Source organism: Cnuibacter sp. UC19_7 (assembly GCF_042699995.1).
GTDB lineage: Bacteria > Actinomycetota > Actinomycetes > Actinomycetales > Microbacteriaceae > Cnuibacter.
The window spans coordinates 790,883-809,718 of record NZ_CP170560.1 but is presented as its reverse complement, the minus strand read 5'-3'; the positions used below and the strand labels follow the sequence as shown (position 1 = coordinate 809,718).

Genomic DNA, 18,836 nt, shown 5'->3' with positions numbered 1-18,836 from the left:
GCGCTCTCGTTCGCGCGCGGAGAGCCGCCCTCGCGATGTCGGAAGCCCCCGTTAGCGTGGTCGCGTGCCCATCCCCGACGTGCAGCTCGACGCCTCTCAGCGCGCCGTGCTCGAGCGCCCCGCGAGCGAGACCTTCGCGGTGCTCGGCGGGCCGGGGAGCGGCAAGACCACCACGGCCCTCGCGCTCGTCGTCGAGCGCATCCGCTCGGGGTGGGTCGAGCCCGGCCGCGCGCTCCTGCTCACCCCGCGCCGTACGGCGGCGGCCGAGCTGCGCGACCAGCTCGCCCTGCGGATCGGAGCAGCCCTGCCCGGGCCGCTCGCCCGCACCCCCGCCTCCGTGGCGTTCGAGGTGGCCTCGGCGACCGCGGCCTCGCCCGGTCGGCCCGTGACCATGCTCAGCGGGGCCGAGCACGACCGCCTCTTCGCCGACCTCCTCGAGGCGGGCTTCGACGACGATGTCGACGCGGGGGCCGAGGCCGGTGGCGTCGACGGTGTGCGGGCGGCGGCGGTGCTGTGGCCCGACCACCTGCCGCCCGAGGTGCGGCGGCTGCGCTCGTTCCGCACCGAGTTGCGCGAGCTCGCCATGCGCGCCTCCGAGCGCGGCGTCGGCGCCGCCCTCCTCGCCGAGCTGGGTCGGCGCGAGTCGCTGCCCGAGTGGGAGGCCGCGGGCGCGTTCCTCGCGGGGGTGGCGGCGACGCTCGACGCCTCGCCCGTCTCCGCGCTCGACTCGGCCGAGGTGCTCGCCGAGGCGACCAGGGCCGTCCGCGCGGGCGAGGCCCTGGGCGGGCTCAGGCTCGTCGTGGTCGACGACTTCCACGATCTCGACACGGGCTCCGTGCAGCTGCTGCGCGCGCTCGCCGGCGCCGGGGCCACGGTGGTGGCGTTCGGCGATCCGGATGCGGCGACCGCCGCCTTCCGAGGCGCCGATCCGCGGTCGCTCGCGGCGCTCCGGTCGACCCTCGGTGTCCGCACCGGGCCGCTCGCGGTGCTGTCCACGTCCCATCGGCAGGCGGGGCGCATCCGTGGTCTCACGGCGGCGGTGACCGAGCGGATCGGCACCGCCGGTGCGGGGCGCCAGCGGGCGATGGCCCCGGTCGACGGGACGGAAGCGCAGGCAGAAGCGACAGGCGACGGGCCCTCTGGCCGGGCCGAACCCGAGGTGCGTGTGGTGCGCGCTCCCGGGCGCGGCGCCGAGATCGCCGCCCTGGCTCGGCTGCTGCGCGAGCAGCACCTGCTGCACGGCGTCGGCTGGTCCGACATGGCGGTCGTGGTGCGGTCCGGCGGCTCCGTGCCCGGGTATGCGAGGGGCCTCGCCGCCTCCGAGGTGCCCACTCGCACCACCGCCGGGGCGGTCGCCCTGCGCGACACGACGGCCGCGCGCCACCTGACCGAGGTGATGGGCGCGGCGATCGGCTGGCGCGAGATCGACGACGCGCTGGTGGTCGAGCTCGTACTCGGTCCGGTGTGCGGCCTCGATGCGATCGGGCTGCGGCGTCTGCGGCTCGCGCTGCGCCACGCGGAGCTGGCCGACGGCGGTTCCCGGTCGTCGGAGGAGCTGCTGCGCGAGGCGCTGCTGACGCCGGGCTCGCTCGTCACGGTCGACCTCCCCGCCGCGCGGCGGGTGGAGGCGATGGCCGCGCTGCTCCGCGATCTCCGGGCCCAGCGCGACGCCGGCGGCTCGACCGAGGAGCTGCTCTGGGCGCTCTGGCGCCGCAGCGGCCTGGCCGATCGCTGGCTCGCGGCGTCGCGGGGCACGGGGGTCGTCGCCGACGAGGCGGGGCGCGATCTCGATGCCGTCGTCGCCCTGTTCTCCGCCGCGAAGCGGGCTGCCGAGCGCGACCCGAGCGGTTCGCCCGAGGCGTTCCTCGACGGCTTCTTCGGCGCCGAGGTGCCGGAGGACTCCCTCTCGCCGCGATCGCGCGCCGGGTCTGTGCTCGTCACCACCCCGGTCGGCATCGCCGGCCGCGAGGTGGCGGTCGTGGTCGTGGCGGGGCTGCAGGAGTCGGTCTGGCCCGACCTGCGTCTCCGCAACTCCCTCCTGCACGCCGAGCGGCTCGGCGCGGCGCTCGACGCATGGCGCGGCCGCGACGTCACCACCCAGCGCGAGCAGACGCGGGCCGATGTGCTCGCCGACGAGCTGCGGCTGTTCTCCGTGGCGGTCTCGCGATCGACGTCGCTCACCGTGCTGAGCTGCGTGTCGAGCGACGACGAGCGCCCCTCCCCGTTCCTCGCGCTCGCGCCCGACGCGCCGGAGTACACGCCCGACCGCCATCCGTACACGCTGCGGGGCATGGTCGGGTCGCTGCGCCGAGCGGTGGCCGAGCGGGCGGATGCGCGTGCCGCGTCGGCGCTGTCGCGACTGGCCCGAGAGGGCGTGGCGGGCGCCGATCCGAACGAGTGGTTCGGTGTGCTCGACGTCTCGACGCACGACCCGCTCGCCGACCTCTCCGCACCCGACACGACGGTGCGGGTGTCGCCGTCGTCGATCGAGACGTTCGAGGAGTCGCCTCTGGTGTGGTTCGTCGATCACGTCGCCGGCAGCACCCCGAGCGTGGCGAGCGGGGTGGGCACCATCGTCCACGCGGTGATGGAGGAGGCCTCGGCCGAGCCCGACGTGGCGCCGACCGTCGAGTCGTTGGCCGAGCGCGCCGCGCCGCGCTGGAAGCAGCTCCGCTTCGAGGCCGGCTGGGTGCAGGAGCGCGAGCACCGGGCCATGCTCCAGAAGCTCGCCGGCCTCTCCGACTACCTCACCGATCGAGCGACGGTCGGTCTGCTCGGAGCGGAGACGCCGTTCGAGATGGCCCTGGGTCCCGCGAAGGTCGCCGGCACCATCGACCGCGTCGAGGCCGATGCGTCGGGCCGCGTGGTCGTGGTCGACCTCAAGACGGGCAAGTCGCCGCCGAGCAAGGCCGATGCCGCTCGCCATGCCCAGCTGGCGACGTACCAGCTCGCGCTCGCCGACCCCGAGGTGCGTTCCGCGCTCGGTGCCGGCGACGCGGCATCCGGCGGTGCTTCCCTCGTCTACGTCAGCAAGCCCCGCTCCGGCCGGCGGTACACGGTCGTCTCGCAGGAGGCGCTCGACGACGTCGCCCTCGACGAGATCGTCGGTCGCATCCGGGCGGTGGCCACGGGCATGGCGGGCACCGCGTTCGAGGCCGCCCTGGAACCGGCGGAGCGCGACATCCAGAACCGGTCGCCGTACCGCATCCAGCTGGTCAAGGCGGTGAGCGAATGACCGACGCCCTCTTCGACCTCGACGACTTCGTCGACGAGCCGACACCTCGGGTGCCGCTCAGCGCGACCGAGATCGCCGAGCGTCTCGGCCTTCCCACACCCACAGAGCAGCAGCGGGCGGTCATCGAGTCGCCCCTCGAGCCGCGCATCGTCGTGGCGGGGGCGGGCAGCGGCAAGACCGAGACCATGGCCGCGCGTGTGGTGTGGCTCGTCGCGAACGGACACGTGTCGCTGTCGGAGGTGCTCGGCCTCACCTTCACCCGCAAGGCGGCGGGCGAGCTCGCCGCGCGCATCCAGCAGCGGGTGGCCCAGCTCTCGGAGCACGGGCTGGGGCCCGAGATCGACGCCTTCGAAGCGCCGGCCATCTCGACCTACAACGCCTTCGCCAACACGATCTTCCGCGAGAACGCCGTCCGGATCGGCCAGGAGGGCGACGCGCAGGTGCTGAGCGAGGCCTCGGCCTGGCAGCTCGCCCGCCATGTGGTGCTCACGAAGGGCGACGACCGGCTCGCCGACCTCGAGAAGAGCCCCGATCAGATCACCACCGCCGTCCTCGACCTCAGCCGGTCGATGGCCGAGAACGTCGCCGACGGTCTCGACGTCGTCGACTACGCCGCCGAGTTCCTGGCGCTCCGCGACCTGCCGACAGGGTCCGCCCGTGTCAAGGCGGCCCTCCGTTCCGGTCTGGTCGCCCCGTTCGCGGCGGTGGCGGCGCTCGAACCCCTCGTCGCCCTGGCCGAGGAGTACGCGGCCGAGAAGCGCCGACGGGGGCTGATCGAGTTCTCCGACCAGGTGGCGCTCGCGCTCCGGATCGTCGAGACGGCACCGATCGTCACCGAGGAGCACCGCCGTCGGTACCGTGTGGTGCTGCTCGACGAGTATCAGGACACGAGCGTCGTGCAGACGCGCCTTCTCTCGCGGCTCTTCGGCGGCCATCCGGTGATGGCCGTGGGCGACCCGCACCAGTCGATCTACGGATGGCGCGGGGCCAGCGCCGCGAACCTGGGCCGGTTCGCGAACGACTTCGGCGCCGCCGACCCGCATCCGTTCGCTCTGTCGACGAGCTGGCGCAACCCGCGGCTCGTGCTCGACGCGGCGAACACGATCGTCGCGCCGCTGTCGGCGGGCGTGGCGGTCGAGCGGCTCGGCGCGCGGCCCGGCGCCTCCGAGGGCACTGTCGAGGTGGCCTTCGCGCAGACCGTCGACGACGAGGCGCGCGCGGTGGCCCGCTGGTTCGGCGAGCGGATGCGCGGCGCGGGCGCGCCGCCGTCGGCCGCTCTGCTCTGCCGGTCGGTGAAGAACGTCGACCGGTTCACCTCCGCGCTCGACGACGCCGGCGTGCCGTACCACGTGCTCGGGCTGGGCGGGCTGCTCAGCGAGCCCGTCGTCGTCGACCTCGTGTCCACGTTGCGTGTCCTGTACCACCCGACGGCCGGTCCCGAGCTCGTGCGGCTGCTGTCGGGCGCGCGCTGGCGCATCGGCCCGCGCGATCTCGTCGGGCTCAAGCAGGTGGCGGCGTGGCTCGCCCGGCGCGACCACAAGCACGCGCCTCTCGACGACGAGGTGCGCGGCATCCTCCGCTCGTCGGTCGCCGACGGCGAGGCGCCCTCGCTCGTCGACGCGCTCGACTTCGTCGCCACCGCTCCTCCCGGGCACGGGGTGCTCGGCGACATCTCGGCCGTGGGACTCGAACGGATGCGCGAGGCCGGCCGCACGCTGACCGCGCTGCGCGCCCGCACCGGGCTGGCGCTGTCCGATCTCGTGCGGGTGGTCGTGCAGGAGCTGCGCCTCGACATCGAGGTGCTCGCCGGTGCGCATCCGGAAGCCGGGATCGCCGCGCTCGACGCCTTCGAGGAGCAGATCAGAGGGTTCACCGCGCTCGATCCCTCGGCCGGCCTCGGCGCCTTCCTCGCCTGGCTGCAGGAGGCGGAGCAGCGCGACCGGCTCGCTCCGCGCAGCGACGAGCCCGAGGCGGGCACGGTGCAGATCCTCACCATCCACGGGGCGAAGGGCCTCGAGTGGGACCTCGTCGCCATCCCGCGCCTGGTCGAGGGCGAGCTGCCGGATGCGCCGCGCGCCAAGAAGGGCTGGCTCGCGTTCGGCGAGCTGCCGTTCGCGTTCCGCGGCGACCACCTCGAGCTGCCCACGTTCCACTGGCGCGGGGCCGAGCATCAGGGCGAGCTGGCCGACGCACTGGGGGAGTTCGAACAGCAGATCGCCGATCGGCACGCGGAGGAGCAGCGGCGGCTGGCGTACGTCGCCGTAACCCGCGCCCGAGAGCAGCTCCTCCTCACCGGGGCGTTCTGGTCGACGCAGAAGTCGTCGCGCGGGCCGAGCCGCTTCCTGCTCGAGCTGCGCGAGGTCGGGGTGATCCCGGCCGACTCGCTGCCCGACGCGCCCGACGAGGAGGAGAACCCGCTCGCCGACGCCGCCTCGCGCACGGTGTGGCCACGCGACCCGCTGGGCGCCCGTCGAACGCGCGTCGCTCGGGCGGCTGCGGCGGTGGCGCAGGCCGACCCGGGCGCCGAGACGCCGTGGGATGCCGAGATCGAGCTCCTCCTGGCCGAGCGGGCCGCCGCGGGCCAGGCGCCGACGCTCGACGTGCCCACGCGCATCCCCGCGTCGCGCTTCAAGGACTGGGTGTCCGACCCGGAGCAGGTCGCCGCCCTGCTCGCGCGGCCGATGCCGGAGCGCCCCTACCGGCAGACCAGGCTCGGGTCGCGCTTCCACCTGTGGCTCGAGGCGCGCTTCGCCGCGGGCGGCGGCGCGCTGCTCGACGAGCGGCTCGTGCTGCCGGGCAACGACCTGCTCGACGCCGAGCTGCACGAGCTCGACGGCGACGAGCTCCCCGAGTCCGGGTCCGACCTCGCTGCCGGGTCCGACCTGGCTGCCGGGTCCGACCTGGCTGCCGGGTCCGACCTGCTCGAGATCGACGACGAGCGGCTCGAGCAGCTCGTGGGCATCTTCGAGGCGTCGGAGTTCGCCGCGCGCTCGCCGATCGAGGTCGAGACCGAGATCCACCTGGTGCTGGAGGGTCGCATCCTCATCTGCCGCCTCGACGCCGTGTTCGAGCGCGACGGCCGCTACGAGGTGGTCGACTGGAAGACCGGCCGTCCGCCCGCCGACGAGGCCGACCTCGAGCTGAAGCAGCTGCAGCTCTCGCTCTACCGCCTGGCGTACGCCACGTGGCGGGGCGTCCCCGTCGACTCCGTCGACGCCTGCTTCTACTTTGTCGCCGACGACGTCCTCATCCGCCCCGAGCGCCTCCACTCCGAGCCCGAGCTCCGCGCCCTGGTCGCCCGCGCCTTCTCCTGAGCCCGGCCCCCTCCGCCGCTAACCCCGCGGCCGCCGTCCGTTCTCAGGACCGGATCCCGTATTCAGGACGTTCCGTCCTGAATACGGCGGTGGTTTCAGGGTGTTAGTGCAACGCCTGGAATGAAGGGGCGTTGTGGTGCCGAAGAAGATCGGGTGGGAGGTTCGGGCTGAGGCGTATCGGCTGCTGGCGTCGGGGGTGTCGGCGGTGGAGGTCGGTCGTCGTCTGCGGGTGAATGACGTGACCGTGTGGTCGTGGGCCAAGGTCGTGGGCATGAGACAGAAGCGTGGTGCTCCGGGCGGCGCGGTGCCGGTCCCGATGGACGCGGTCGTGGCCGGTGCCGTGGGGCGGTCGTATCGTCGGTTGACGTTGGCTGACCGTGCTGTGATCCAGGCTGGTCGGGCGATGAGTCCGCCGCTGTCGGTCAGGGCCATCGCGAGGATGGTCGGGATGTCGGCGTCGACGGTGTCCAGGGAGCTGCGCCGCAACGCGGTGGAGCATTGGAGACAGGACCGGTACTCAGCTCACCTGGCGCACCATCGAGCGTTGCTGCAGCGTTCCCGGCCGACGCCGCGGAAGCTGGAGGATCCGGCGGTGCGTGGCGAGGTCGTGTCACGCTTGAACCTGCGGTTCTCTCCCCAGCAGGTCGCCGGTCAGCTGCGGGTCGAGTTCCCGGACGGTGAGGGGATGCAGGTGTCGCACGAGACGATCTACCAGGCCCTCTACCTCCAAGGCCGAGGCGGGCTGCGTCACGAACTGACAGTGCAGAAGGCACTGCGGTCCGGACGCACCGGCCGGATCCCGCGATCCAAGCTCCCCGCCCGATCGAGGCGTCCCTGGCTGGACGGGGCGCGACTGACCGACCGTCCCGCCGAGGTCGCGGATCGAGCGGTTCCCGGGCACTGGGAAGGAGACCTCGTCGTGGGACCGGAGAACTCCGGGATCGTAACCCTGGTCGAACGCCAAACCCGGTTCGTGCTGCTAAGACGGCTGCCCGGGGCCCGGGACAGTGCCACCGTGATCGATGTCCTGCAGGCGATGATCAGTCATCTCCCCGCGGAACTGACCCGCACGATCACCTGGGACCAGGGCCAGGAGATGGCCGGCCACGCCCGGTTCACGATCGCCACCGGATGCCCGGTGTTCTTCTGCGATCCGCACTCGCCCTGGCAACGCGGCAGCAACGAGAACACCAACGGCCTGATCCGGGACTTCTACCCCAAGGGCACCAACTTCAACACCATCACCGACACCGACCTCGCCGAAACCCAACACCTGCTCAACATCCGCCCCCGCCAGACTTTGGGATTCCACACCCCAGCCGCCACACTGGGCCAACTACTCAACCGCGTTGCACTAACACCCTGAAACCACCGGGCCCATCGGCCGGCATCTCCTGAAAAGGGCGCGCCACGGTAGGGCGGCATCCACCCGCGGATGCGCGTCATCCCCACGCGGATGCGGCCCATCCGTGGGTGGGCCGGCTCGCGCCAACTCCGGACTTCCGGCGCGACACGCCGCCCAGCATCCGGAGTTGGCTCGGAAGCGCGCCGAAATCCGGAGTTAGCCCGGGCCCGCGAGCCACCCCGAGCCACCCCGAGCCACCGCGAGGCCGCCGCGAGCCACCGCGAGTTAGCGCGAGCGATCGCGAGGCTGCCCTGGCCGACGTCCCGGGGTCGCACTCCATCGAGGGGCTTTGTCCAGGTTTCCGTCGCGAATCGCCCCGATTCCGACGGAAACCTGGACAAAGCCGGGCCCGCGGAGCGGGACGCGGGCGGGTCAGTCCTCGGTGATGCGGGCGGCGGGGTCGGCGGCGGAGGAGGTGCGGACGGGGGTGCGGTCGAGGAGGGCCTCGACCTCCTCGACGGCCATGACCTGGCCCGTGTCGGTGGAGAGGGGGTTGAGGAGGTCGGACTGCACGCTCGACGCGAGGCTGGCGAGCATGCTCTCGGCGTCGCCGACGACGCCCTGGTCGCGGGAGCCGAGGCCGTGGAGGAGCCAGCGCGCGATCTCGAGCTCGGCGTACAGGCGGGCGCGCTTGCGCAGCTGCCGGTCGGCGGGGCGGGGGAGAGCGCGCTCGTAGGCGGCGAAGACGAGTTCGGCACCCTCGGGGGTGGCGGCGGAGCTGAGCCAGAACAGGTCGGTCGCAGGGTCGCCGACCGCGAGGCCCGACCAGCCGAGCATGCCGCTGACATGGTCGCCCACCATGAGGAACGACTCCGGCGAGAGCGTGCCGTTGATGACGGAGGGCTGGAACTGCCACAGCGCGCTGTCGTCGTGCGCCAGCGCCCAGCGGGTGGAGAGCGCCTGCGGCACCTTCCCCGTGGCGGCGGCGCGCTCCGCGAGCTTCCGCGACCGGGCGGCGAGCTGCGAGGCGCTGTTGACCGTGAGGCCGGCCTCGGTGACCACCGACGTGGGCAGCGAGTGGACGGCCGCGATGGCGGCCCCCACGGAGGCGGCGGTGGCGCTGTCGGCGGTCACGTCGCCGAGCGACGCGGGTGTGCCGGGGATGAAGTCGTAGACCACGGCGCGGGTGTCGCCGACCGGGGCCTGCCCCTCGTACCCGGGCACGCGGAACGGCAGCCTCGAGCGCACGCCTGCCGTCAGCGCCTGCAGCGCGACGAGGTCGAGGGACTGCTCGGAGGCAGCCTCGTCGTCGGTGGGGACGCGGACGATCACCTCGTCGCCGGTGCGCAGGCTGAGCACGGCGGAGTCGTAGCGGCCCTGGGTCCTCGAGCTGATCGGGCGCGTCGCGACGATGTCTGCGCCCGGCATGGCCGACGCTGCGAGCGCAGCTAGAGTGAGGTGGGATCTCGCCATGCTCCAAGGGTAGGCGGGCTCCCGCTCGCTACGGCTCGCGCCACGCACGATCGGGAAACCATGTCACGCGATTTCCAGTCCCTCCTCCCGCTCTCGCGTCAGCGCGTCGATCGCGATCACGCGGCACGCACCGACGCCGACAGACTGCGTCGGCTGTGGGCGGATGAGGCCTCGCGGGTCGTGGTGCTCCGCGCGGGCAAGGCGCTCGGTGCTCCGGGCGAGGCGCCCGCGGTCGCGCTGCTCACGGCGGGCGACCTTCCCGACGGGGTCGGCGATCCACTGGCCGACGATGGATCGACGCTCTACCTCGGAGTGGCTCTCGAGGATGCCGGACCGGTTCCCGCGGGCTCCCCGCTGTGGGCCGTCTTCCTTCCGGACGCCGCCCCGGACGCCAGGGCGATCGACGACGCCGCCGAGGGCATGGCCTCCGCCGACGAGCGCTGGCTCGACCTGCGTCTCACCGCCGCCGACCTCGACGACCTCGGCGCGGGCGTCTTCACCGAGGCCCTGGCGATGGGCAACTGGCACCGCACCCACACGCACTGCCCGCGCTGTGGTGCACCCAGCCGAGCCGAGGCGGGCGGATGGGTGCGCCGCTGCACGGTGCAGGGGATCGAGCTCTTCCCCCGCACCGACGCCGCGGTGATCGTCGGCGTCGTCGATGACGACGACCGCCTGCTCCTCGGCTCGAACGCGATGTGGGAGAACAACCGCTACTCGCTGCTGGCCGGCTTCGTCGAGCCCGGCGAGTCGCTCGAGGCGGCCGCGACCCGCGAGATCGGCGAGGAGTCGGGTGTCGTCATCGACGACCCCGAGTACGTCGGATCCCAGCCGTGGCCGTTCCCCGCTTCGCTGATGGTGGGCTTCCTGGCGCGCGTCGCGCCCGGCGGCGCCGCCGCGGAGCGCCCCGACGGCGAGGAGATCCTCGACCTGCGCTGGTTCACCCGCGAGGAGCTCGCCGACGCCCACCACGGCGTCCTGTTCCCCGGGCGGTCGTCGATCGCGCGCGCCATCATCGAGCGCTGGTACGGCGGCCCGCTGCCCGAGCCGGGGTTCTGAGGTGGATCCGGACACGCTGCTCGAAGGCCTCGACGACCAGCAGAGCGAGGCCGCGCGCGCCCTCCTCGGCCCGGTGAGCATCCTGGCCGGCGCCGGCACGGGCAAGACCCGCACCATCACGCACCGGATCGCCTACGGCGTGGCGGGCGGCGTGTACCCGCCCAACCGCGTGATGGCGCTCACCTTCACCAGCCGTGCCGCCGCCGAGCTGCGCGGGAGGCTCCGTCCGCTCGGCGCCGACCGCGTCGCGGCGCGGACGTTCCACGCGGCCGCGCTGTCGCAGCTGAACTACTTCTGGCCGCAGGTGGCCGGCGGTGATGCGCCCCGCATCCTGGAGGCGAAGGCGCGTCTGATCGCCGACGCCGCCACCGCGGTGCGGGCGCGGGTCGACACCGCGATCCTCCGCGACATCGCCGCCGAGATCGAGTGGCGGAAGGTGTCGAACCTCACGCTCGAGGAGTACGAGACCGCGGCGCACGCCCGGAGGTCGATGCCCGGCTCGATGTCGGTCGACCAGATGCTCGAGCTGCAGCGCACGTACGAGCGCCTGAAGGACGAGCAGCGGCGCATCGACTTCGAGGATGTGCTGCTGGCCATGGCGGGCATGATCGAGACCGAGCCCTCGGTCGCCCTGCAGGTGCGTGAGCAGTACCGGTTCTTCGTCGTCGATGAGTACCAGGACGTCTCGCCGCTGCAGGAGCATCTGCTGCGGCTGTGGCTCGGCGATCGCGACGACCTCTGCGTCGTGGGCGACGCCAGCCAGACCATCTACTCCTTCGCGGGCGCCCGTTCCGAGTACCTGCTCGACTTCCCGCGCCGCCATCCGGACGCCACGGTCGTGTCGCTGGAGCAGAACTACCGCTCGACCATCGCCGTGCTCGATCTGGCGAACCGCCTCATGCGCGGTCGTCCCGGAGCCCTGACACTCCACGCCGCCGCACCCGACCCCGGGGAGGCGCCGACGATCGAGGAGTTCGCGCACGACCGCGCCGAGGCCAACGCCGTCGCGGATCGGGTGGCGGCACTCGTCGCGGGCGGCGTTCAGCCGCACGACATCGCCATCCTCTTCCGCGTGAACGCGCAGTCGCCCGAGCTGGAGCAGTCGCTCGCCGACCGGGGCGTCAGCTACCAGGTGCGCGGGGGCAAGCGCTTCTTCGACCAGCCCGACGTGGCGCGCGCGGTGCTCGAGCTGCGGGCCGCCTCCGTCTCGGTGGTGGGAGAACCTCTCTTCAAGTCGGTGAGCGACGTGCTGCGCTCGCGCGGGTGGAGCCAGGAGCCGCCGACCGCGGCGGGCGCCGTGCGCGAGCGGTGGGATCTGCTCAACGCGCTCATGCGCCTGGCCGAGGAGATGCCCGAGGGCACGACCTTCCGGGCCTTCACCGACGAGCTCCTGCTTCGGCAGAGCATGCAGCACGAGCCGACCGTGCGCGCTGTGACTCTCGCCACGCTCCACTCGGCGAAGGGCCTGGAGTGGCCCCACGTGTTCATCGTGGGCGCAGCCGAGGGCCTGCTGCCCATCAGTCACGCGGGCGGCCTCGAGGCGATCGACGAGGAGCGCAGGCTCTTCTACGTGGGCATCACCCGCGCGCGCTCGCGCCTGTACCTGTCGTGGGCCCGGCAGGGGACCAGGCGCTCGGCCGACCGTGCGCCCTCACGGTTCCTGGCAGAGCTCGGCACGCGCACTCCGGATGGGGGCTGACGGCCGTCACTGTCGCCGGCGACTCGGCGGGATGCTCCCGGAGGTCGATCTCGACGCGTCGCGGAGGGGCCGGCGGACCGGGCCGAGCCCAGCGCAGCAGCTCGGTCGCCGTCTGCGCCGCGACCGCGGCCACTCCCCGGGCGGACGTGCTCGCCGCAGGCCTGGCCGCCGCTTGGATGGCCTTGATCTCCCAGAGAGCGTCGGCGTCGACGGCGCCGAGGTGCAGGCACCAGGCGCAGGGCCCCGCCCGGTCCGGCCCGGCGGCCCCCTCGAGGCCGCCCGGTGCCAGGACCGGCCCCACGATCGCCGAGCCCTCCCCGAACACCACGGGGAGCACCGGGATGTCGGCTGACGTGAACGAGGCGCATCGTCGCGGTTGGACCGCGAACCGGAAGACGAGGATCGCGAGGTCGACGAAGTCGCGGGACGCCTCGGTCGACGCGACGCCGCCGAGCACGGTCACCGCCTCGCCGCCGAGCGCGGTCACCTGCTCGGCGAGGGCCGCGACCGGTGACCGATCGGCGCCCTCGATCCGGACCACCCGCCCGGCCAACGGAGGGCCGTCGCGCACGAGCGCCGGTTCGATGAGACGCAGCACGTCGTCGACCGTCTGCGGCGGGAGACCCAGTCGGACGGCGATCGTCGCGGGCGGCGCGTCGGCGATGCCGCGCGCCAGCACGGCGAGAAGCGCGTCGGCGCCCGGCGGCACGGGATCGAGCACCGCGAGGGGCGTCTCGAACCCGACCTGCAGGCTGTCGGGCGTGAGCCAGACGACGGGATGGGCGGGGGAGAGGCGGAGGACCATGCCCGGCATGATGCCCGAAGCGCGAGGATCCCGCTCCGGCTCTCCACAGGTCCGACCGGCTCTCCACAGGGGTCGCGCGTACCGGGCCGGCTGCACCGGGTGAGACCGGGCAGCCGAGGAGCTCAGACGACCGGCGGCTGGTCCCGGTCGTCGGGCTTGTCACCCGCGTCGGGCCGGTCGCCCTCCTCCTCGCTGCGCAGCAGCTCGGCGAGGGCCTGGTCCATCTCGTCGGGCTCCGGCGCGGGCCCGGTGAGCCGCGCGATGAGGGCTGCGGGGTCGTCGACGTCGTCGCCCGTGGGCATGACGTCGGGGTGCGACCAGAGCGCGTCGCGCTGCTCGACTCCCACCGCGTCGGTCACCTGCTGCCACATCGCGGCCGCCTCGCGGAGGCGGCGCGGACGCAGCTCGAGGCCGATGAGCGCGCCGAACGCCGACTCGGCGGGCCCGCCGGTGGCGCGACGACGGCGCACGGTCTCGGCCACGGCGTTCCACTTCGGCAGCCGGCTCGACGCGTTCGCGGTGACGACGTCGACCCAGCCCTCGATGAGCGCCAGCGTCGTCTCGATGCGCGCGAGCGCGTGCTCCTGCTGCTCGGTGCGCGGCGGGATGAGAGCGCCGGACGCCATCGCGTCGCGGAGCTCCTCCGGATTCTGCGGGTCGAAGCCGGCGGCGAGCTCCTCGAGGCGCGAGGTGTCGATCGAGATGCCGCTCGCGAACTCGCGGATGGAGCTGATGAGGTGGAGGCGCAGCCACCGCGCGTGCCGGAACAGTCGGGCGTGCGCCAGCTCGCGGATGGCGAGGTAGAGCTGCACCTGGTCGTCGGGGATGTCGAGACCCTCGCCGAACTCCTCGATGTTCTGCGGCAGGAGCACCGCGCGCCCCTCGTCGAGCAGGGGGATGCCGACGTCGCCGCCGGACACCACCTCGCGGGAGAGCCGACCGATGATCTGACCGAGCTGCATCGCGAACAGCGTGCCGCCCAGGTTGCGCATGAGCTGGCTGGCGCCGGCGATCATGCCCGACATCTCCTCGGGTGCCTGCTCCTTGAGCACGTCGGTGAGCGCGTCGGAGATGCTGGCCGCCACGGGCTCGGCGAGCTGGCTCCAGACCGGGGTGGTCGCCTTCGCCCACTCCGCTCGGGTCATGAGCCCGGGGGCGTGCGCGGAGTCGCCGAGGGAGGTGGCCTCGTCGAGCCACAGCGACGCCACGTGCAGCGCCTGGTCGAACTGGGCGTGGGCCTGGTCGGTCACCGAGGTGCCGCCCTGCCCCGCCAGCTCGACGGCCTGGCGCTCCGCGGCGGTCCAGTCGATGCCCTCGCCGGAGGCCTGCATCGCGTTCTGGAGCTGCTGCATCAGGTTCGACACCGCTGCCGGGTCGGACGGGAGGCCGGCCGCACTGGCCAGACGCGACGGATCGATGTCGGAGTCGCCGGAGAGGAAGGCACGCAGCATGTCGCGGAACTCGTCCTCGGGCTGACCGTCGTCTCGGGGCTGATCGCTCACGGCTGATCCTCTCTGGTGACTCTGCCTGCGGTCGGGGACGGCTGCGGTCGGGATGCCTGCAGCCCGCTCTCGCGAGACTCCTGGCCCGCTGTCAGACAGTGCTCCTACGCTAACCGCTGGCCCACCGCCCAGGCTGGGTTTTCCCATAAGCTCGAAGGCCGACCGGTGCGCCCGTGGCGAACATCCACCCCGGCACCGCACGAGAGGAACCCGTGAGCCTTTTCGGTGAGCAGCCCGAGCCCGCCACCACCCGTCCCCGATCCCGGCGGGCCACGGTCGGCTGGACGCTCCTGATCGCGGCCGTCGTCGCCGCCCTGATCATGAGCTTCCTGCCCGCCCCGTACGTGATCGAGCAGCCGGGTCCGGTGTTCAACACGCTCGGCAGCCAGGAGCAGGATGGCAAGGCCGTCGACCTGATCACGGTCGACGGGGCCCCGACCTACCCCACCGACGGGACGCTCGACATGCTCACCGTGTCGGCCATCGGCAATCCGAGCCAGTCGCCGTCGTGGGCCCAGGTGATCTCCGCCTGGTTCGATCCGACGAAGGCCGTCGTGCCGATGTGGGCGGTCTACCCCAAGGGGGTCACGACCGAGCAGCGCAACCAGCAGAACGCGCAGGACATGACGAACAGCCAGCAGGAGGCGATCGCCGCCGCGCTGAACCAGCTCGACATCCCGTTCACCACCGAGCTCGGCATCGCGAGCGTGGCCTCCGGCGGACCGGCCGACGGCGTGCTGGTGGCCGGCGACATCGTGCTCTCCGCGGGAGGCACCCCGGTCACCGCGGTCGACCAGCTGCGCAGCATCGTCGCCGACAACGGCACCGACAAGCCCCTCAGTCTCGTCGTGCGCCACGAGGACGGCACCCAGGAGACGCTCGAGATCACCCCGCAGTACTCCGACGCCATCAAGGCCCCGGCGATCGGGGTGGGCGGGACCGACGTGTTCGAGTTCCCCTTCGACGTCGACATCCAGCTCGACAACGTCGGCGGCCCGAGCGCGGGCATGATGTTCGCCCTCGGCATCATCGACAAGCTCACCCCCGGTGAGCTGAACGGCGGGCAGAGCGTCGCCGGCACGGGCACGATCGACGCCGAGGGCACGGTGGGCGCGATCGGCGGGATCCGCCAGAAGATGGTGGGTGCCCGCGACGCCGGCGCGCAGTACTTCCTCGCACCCGCCGACAACTGCAGCGAGGTGACCGGCCACATCCCCGACGGCCTCTCCGTCTTCAAGGTCTCCACCCTCGCCGATGCGATGACGGTGCTGCAGACGATCGAGTCCGGCGGCGACCTGTCGTCGTTACCCACCTGCGACGCGACCGCCAGCGCCCTCTCAGACGCCGGTCAATAGGATCGGCGGTACGGGTCCCGACGGCGGTGCGCACCCGGCATCGTCGTAGGATCGACTCGCACCGACAGCGAGCCCGGAACCGATAGCGAGCACAGAGGCGAACGTGACTTCCCAACAAGCAGAGAAGCCGGCACGGAGAACGAGGGTCACGCTCGCGATAGCGATAGCCGTGGTGGTCGCCCTCGCGGTGGGCTTCTTCGTCTTCTCGACGCTCTACACCGACGTGCTCTGGTACGACCAGCTCGGCTACCTGAACGTGCTCACCACACAGTGGTTCGCCGCCGGGATCATGTTCCTCATCGGCTTCATCGCGATGGCCCTCCCGGTGTGGCTGTCGATCGAGATCGCCTTCCGCCGGCGACCGGTCTACGCCAAGCTCAACTCGCAGCTCGACCGGTACCAGCAGGTGATCGAGCCCCTCCGCCGTGTGGCGACCTTCGGGGTGCCCGCCGTGCTCGGCCTGTTCGCCGGCGTGGCCACCGCGTCGCGCTGGCAGCTGACGCTGCAGTACCTCAACCGCACCTCGTTCGGTCAGACGGACCCGCAGTTCGGTCTCGACATCTCCTTCTACATGTACGACCTGCCGTTCTGGCGGGGAGTCGTCGGCTTCGCCTCGGCCGTGGTCATCGTCGCCGGCCTCGCCGCCATCGCCACCAGCTACCTGTACGGAGCCATCCGCTTCAGCCAGCGCGAGGTGCGCATCTCGAAGGTGGCGCGCATCCAGATCGCGGTGACCGCGTTCGTCTACATCGCGCTGCAGGCCGTCAGCATCTGGCTCGACCAGTTCGCGACCTTGACCAACAACTCCGGCAGCTTCACGGGCGCCAACTACTCCGCGGTGAACGCGACCATCCCGGGCCTGACCATCCTGGCCGGCATCGCCGCGATCGTCGCCGTGCTGTTCCTCGTCGCCGCCGTGATCGGCCGCTGGCGACTGCCCATCATCGGCACGGCCATGCTCATCGTGCTCGGTCTCGTGCTCGGCTCGCTCTATCCGTGGATCGTGCAGCGGTTCGAGGTCGACCCGAGCGAGCGCACACTCGAGGCCACGTACATCCAGCGCAACATCGACGCGACGAGAGCGGCGTACGACGTCGCGAACGTCGACGAGATCTCCTACGACGCGACCACCGACGCCGAGCCCGGTGCGCTCCGCAACGACGCGGCGACGACCGCCAACATCCGCATCCTCGACCCGTCGCTGGTGACCAAGTCGTTCCAGCAGCTGCAGCAGTTCCGGCAGTACTACCAGTTCCCCGAGGACCTCGACGTCGACCGCTACAACATCGACGGCCAGGTGCAGGATGCGGTGGTCACCGTCCGCGACCTCAACATCGACCAGCTCGGCTCGAGCGCCACCTGGTACAACCAGACCGTCGTCTACACCCACGGCTACGGCCTCGTGGCCGCGTACGGCAACCAGCGCTCGAGCGATGGGCAGCCGGTCTTCCTCGAGTCCGGCATCCCCACCACGGGATCCCTGGGCGATTTCGAGCCGCGCATCTACTTCGGCGAGAACTCGCCTCCGTACTCGATCGTCGGCGGCCCGGAGGGCACGAACCCGGTCGAGCTCGACTACCCGTCGGGCGTCGACGGCCAGCAGCAGACCTACACGACGTTCTCGGGCGACGGCGGGCCGAAGCTCGACAACGTGTTCAAGCGCCTCGTCTACGCGCTGAAGTTCCAGTCCGAGCAGATCTTCCTGTCGGATGCGGTCAACGACCAGTCGCAGATCCTCTACGACCGCGATCCGGCCGACCGTGTCTCCAAGGTCGCGCCCTACCTCACCATCGACTCCGACCCCTATCCGTCGGTCGTCGACGGGCACGTGGTCTGGATCGTCGACGGGTACACCACGTCGGCCGACTACCCGTACTCGCAGACGCAGTCGTGGTCGAACGCGATCAGCGACACGAAGACGTCGACGCAGGGTGTGAGGCTCGACAACGTCAACTACGTGCGCAACTCGGTGAAGGCCACCGTCGACGCCTACGACGGCAAGGTGACGCTCTACGCCTGGGACCCCACCGATCCGCTGCTCCAGACCTGGGAGAAGATCTACCCCACGACGCTCAAGCCGATCAGCGAGATGAGCGGCGACCTGATGAGCCACGTCCGCTACCCGGCCGACCTCTTCAAGGCGCAGCGCTCGGTGCTGGGCCAGTACCACGTGACCGACGCCGGGTCGTTCTACTCGCGGGAGGACGCCTGGGCGACCCCCAACGATCCCACCGCATCGCCCACCAACCCGACGCTGCAGCCGCCGTACTACCTGACGCTGCAGATGCCGACGCAGGACACCCCCGAGTACTCGCTGTACTCGACGTTCATCCCCCTGTCGGAGCAGTCGGAGTCGTCGAGGAGCGTGCTCACCGGATACCTGGCCGTCGACTCGAACGCGGGTTCGCAGGCCGGGGTGAAGTCCGACGACTACGGCAAACTCCGGTTGCTCAACCTGCCGAAGGACGACACGATACCCGGGCCGGGTCAGGTGCAGAACAGCTTCTCCTCCGACCCGGGCGTGTCCTCGGCCCTGAACCTCCTCCGGCAGGGGGAGAGCCAGGTGCTCAGCGGGAACCTGCTGACGCTCCCCGTCGGCGGTGGGCTGCTCTACGTCCAACCCGTGTACGTCCAGTCCCGAGGCGAGACGAGCTTCCCGCTGCTGCAGAAGGTGCTGGTGTCGTTCGGCGACAAGATCGCCTTCGAGTCCACGCTCGACGGTGCCCTCGACTCGCTGTTCGGCGGCGACTCCGGCGCCCAGGCGGGAGACCAATCGGTCACACCGTCCGACGGGACCGGCGGAGGCACCTCCGGCGGGACAGGGGGCACGGGCGGCACCGGCGGGTCGAGCGGCGGCACCTCGGGTGCGACCGGCGATCCGGCGGTGATGTCGGCCCTCGCCGCGGCGCAGCAGGCGCTGACCGATCGCGACGCCGCGATGGCGGCGGGCGACTGGGCCGCCTACGGCGAGGCCGACAAGCGTCTCAAGGATGCCATCGCTCAGGCGATCGCGGCGTCAGAGAACTGACATTAAGAGACAAGATATTGG

At 72.1% G+C, this 18,836-nt stretch carries 9 protein-coding genes; 7 read left to right on the top strand and 2 right to left on the bottom strand.

Features of this window, described 5'->3' with window-relative positions:
- Positions 1-64: 64 nt before the first annotated feature.
- The 3 genes from ACFJGV_RS03815 (at position 65) to ACFJGV_RS03805 (ending at position 7,915) form a co-directional block, all read left to right on the top strand.
- Positions 65-3,235, top strand: coding sequence for a PD-(D/E)XK nuclease family protein (locus tag ACFJGV_RS03815; protein ID WP_378146956.1), 3,171 nt, complete (start codon positions 65-67; stop codon positions 3,233-3,235).
- Positions 3,232-6,549 carry a UvrD-helicase domain-containing protein gene (locus tag ACFJGV_RS03810; RefSeq protein WP_378146955.1) on the top strand — a complete coding sequence of 1,106 codons (3,318 nt, stop codon included), beginning with the start codon at positions 3,232-3,234 and terminating at the stop codon, positions 6,547-6,549. Before ACFJGV_RS03815 ends, ACFJGV_RS03810 begins: the two co-directional genes overlap by 4 nt.
- A gap of 136 nt (positions 6,550-6,685) precedes the next feature.
- Positions 6,686-7,915, top strand: coding sequence for an IS30 family transposase (locus ACFJGV_RS03805; RefSeq protein ID WP_378146954.1), 1,230 nt, complete (start codon positions 6,686-6,688; stop codon positions 7,913-7,915).
- Between the two features lie 411 nt (positions 7,916-8,326).
- Here ACFJGV_RS03805 and ACFJGV_RS03800 read toward each other — a convergent pair whose 3' ends face one another.
- Positions 8,327-9,367 carry a phosphotransferase gene (locus ACFJGV_RS03800; protein WP_378146952.1) on the bottom strand — a complete coding sequence of 347 codons (1,041 nt, stop codon included), beginning with the start codon at positions 9,365-9,367 and terminating at the stop codon, positions 8,327-8,329.
- Between the two features lie 60 nt (positions 9,368-9,427).
- On the opposite strand from ACFJGV_RS03800, the gene nudC reads away from it, so the two are divergent.
- Entirely contained in the window at positions 9,428-10,426 is a 999-nt protein-coding gene (nudC, locus tag ACFJGV_RS03795; protein ID WP_378146950.1) for an NAD(+) diphosphatase, read from the top strand.
- Position 10,427: 1 nt separating this feature from the next.
- A complete protein-coding gene (locus ACFJGV_RS03790) occupies positions 10,428-12,125 on the top strand; it encodes an ATP-dependent helicase (RefSeq protein ID WP_378146949.1) in 1,698 nt (565 codons plus the stop codon).
- Positions 12,126-13,052: 927 nt separating this feature from the next.
- Here ACFJGV_RS03790 and ACFJGV_RS03785 read toward each other — a convergent pair.
- On the bottom strand, positions 13,053-14,432 hold the full coding sequence (locus tag ACFJGV_RS03785) for a zinc-dependent metalloprotease (protein WP_378146947.1): 1,380 nt from the start codon (positions 14,430-14,432) through the stop codon (positions 13,053-13,055).
- A 212-nt stretch (positions 14,433-14,644) separates the two neighbouring features.
- Here ACFJGV_RS03785 and ACFJGV_RS03780 point away from each other — a divergent pair, with 212 nt between their 5' ends.
- Positions 14,645-15,787, top strand: coding sequence for a PDZ domain-containing protein (locus ACFJGV_RS03780; RefSeq protein WP_378146946.1), 1,143 nt, complete (start codon positions 14,645-14,647; stop codon positions 15,785-15,787).
- Positions 15,788-15,890: 103 nt separating this feature from the next.
- On the top strand, positions 15,891-18,815 hold the full coding sequence (locus ACFJGV_RS03775; protein WP_378146944.1) for a UPF0182 family protein: 2,925 nt from the start codon (positions 15,891-15,893) through the stop codon (positions 18,813-18,815).
- Positions 18,816-18,836 lie beyond the last annotated feature (21 nt).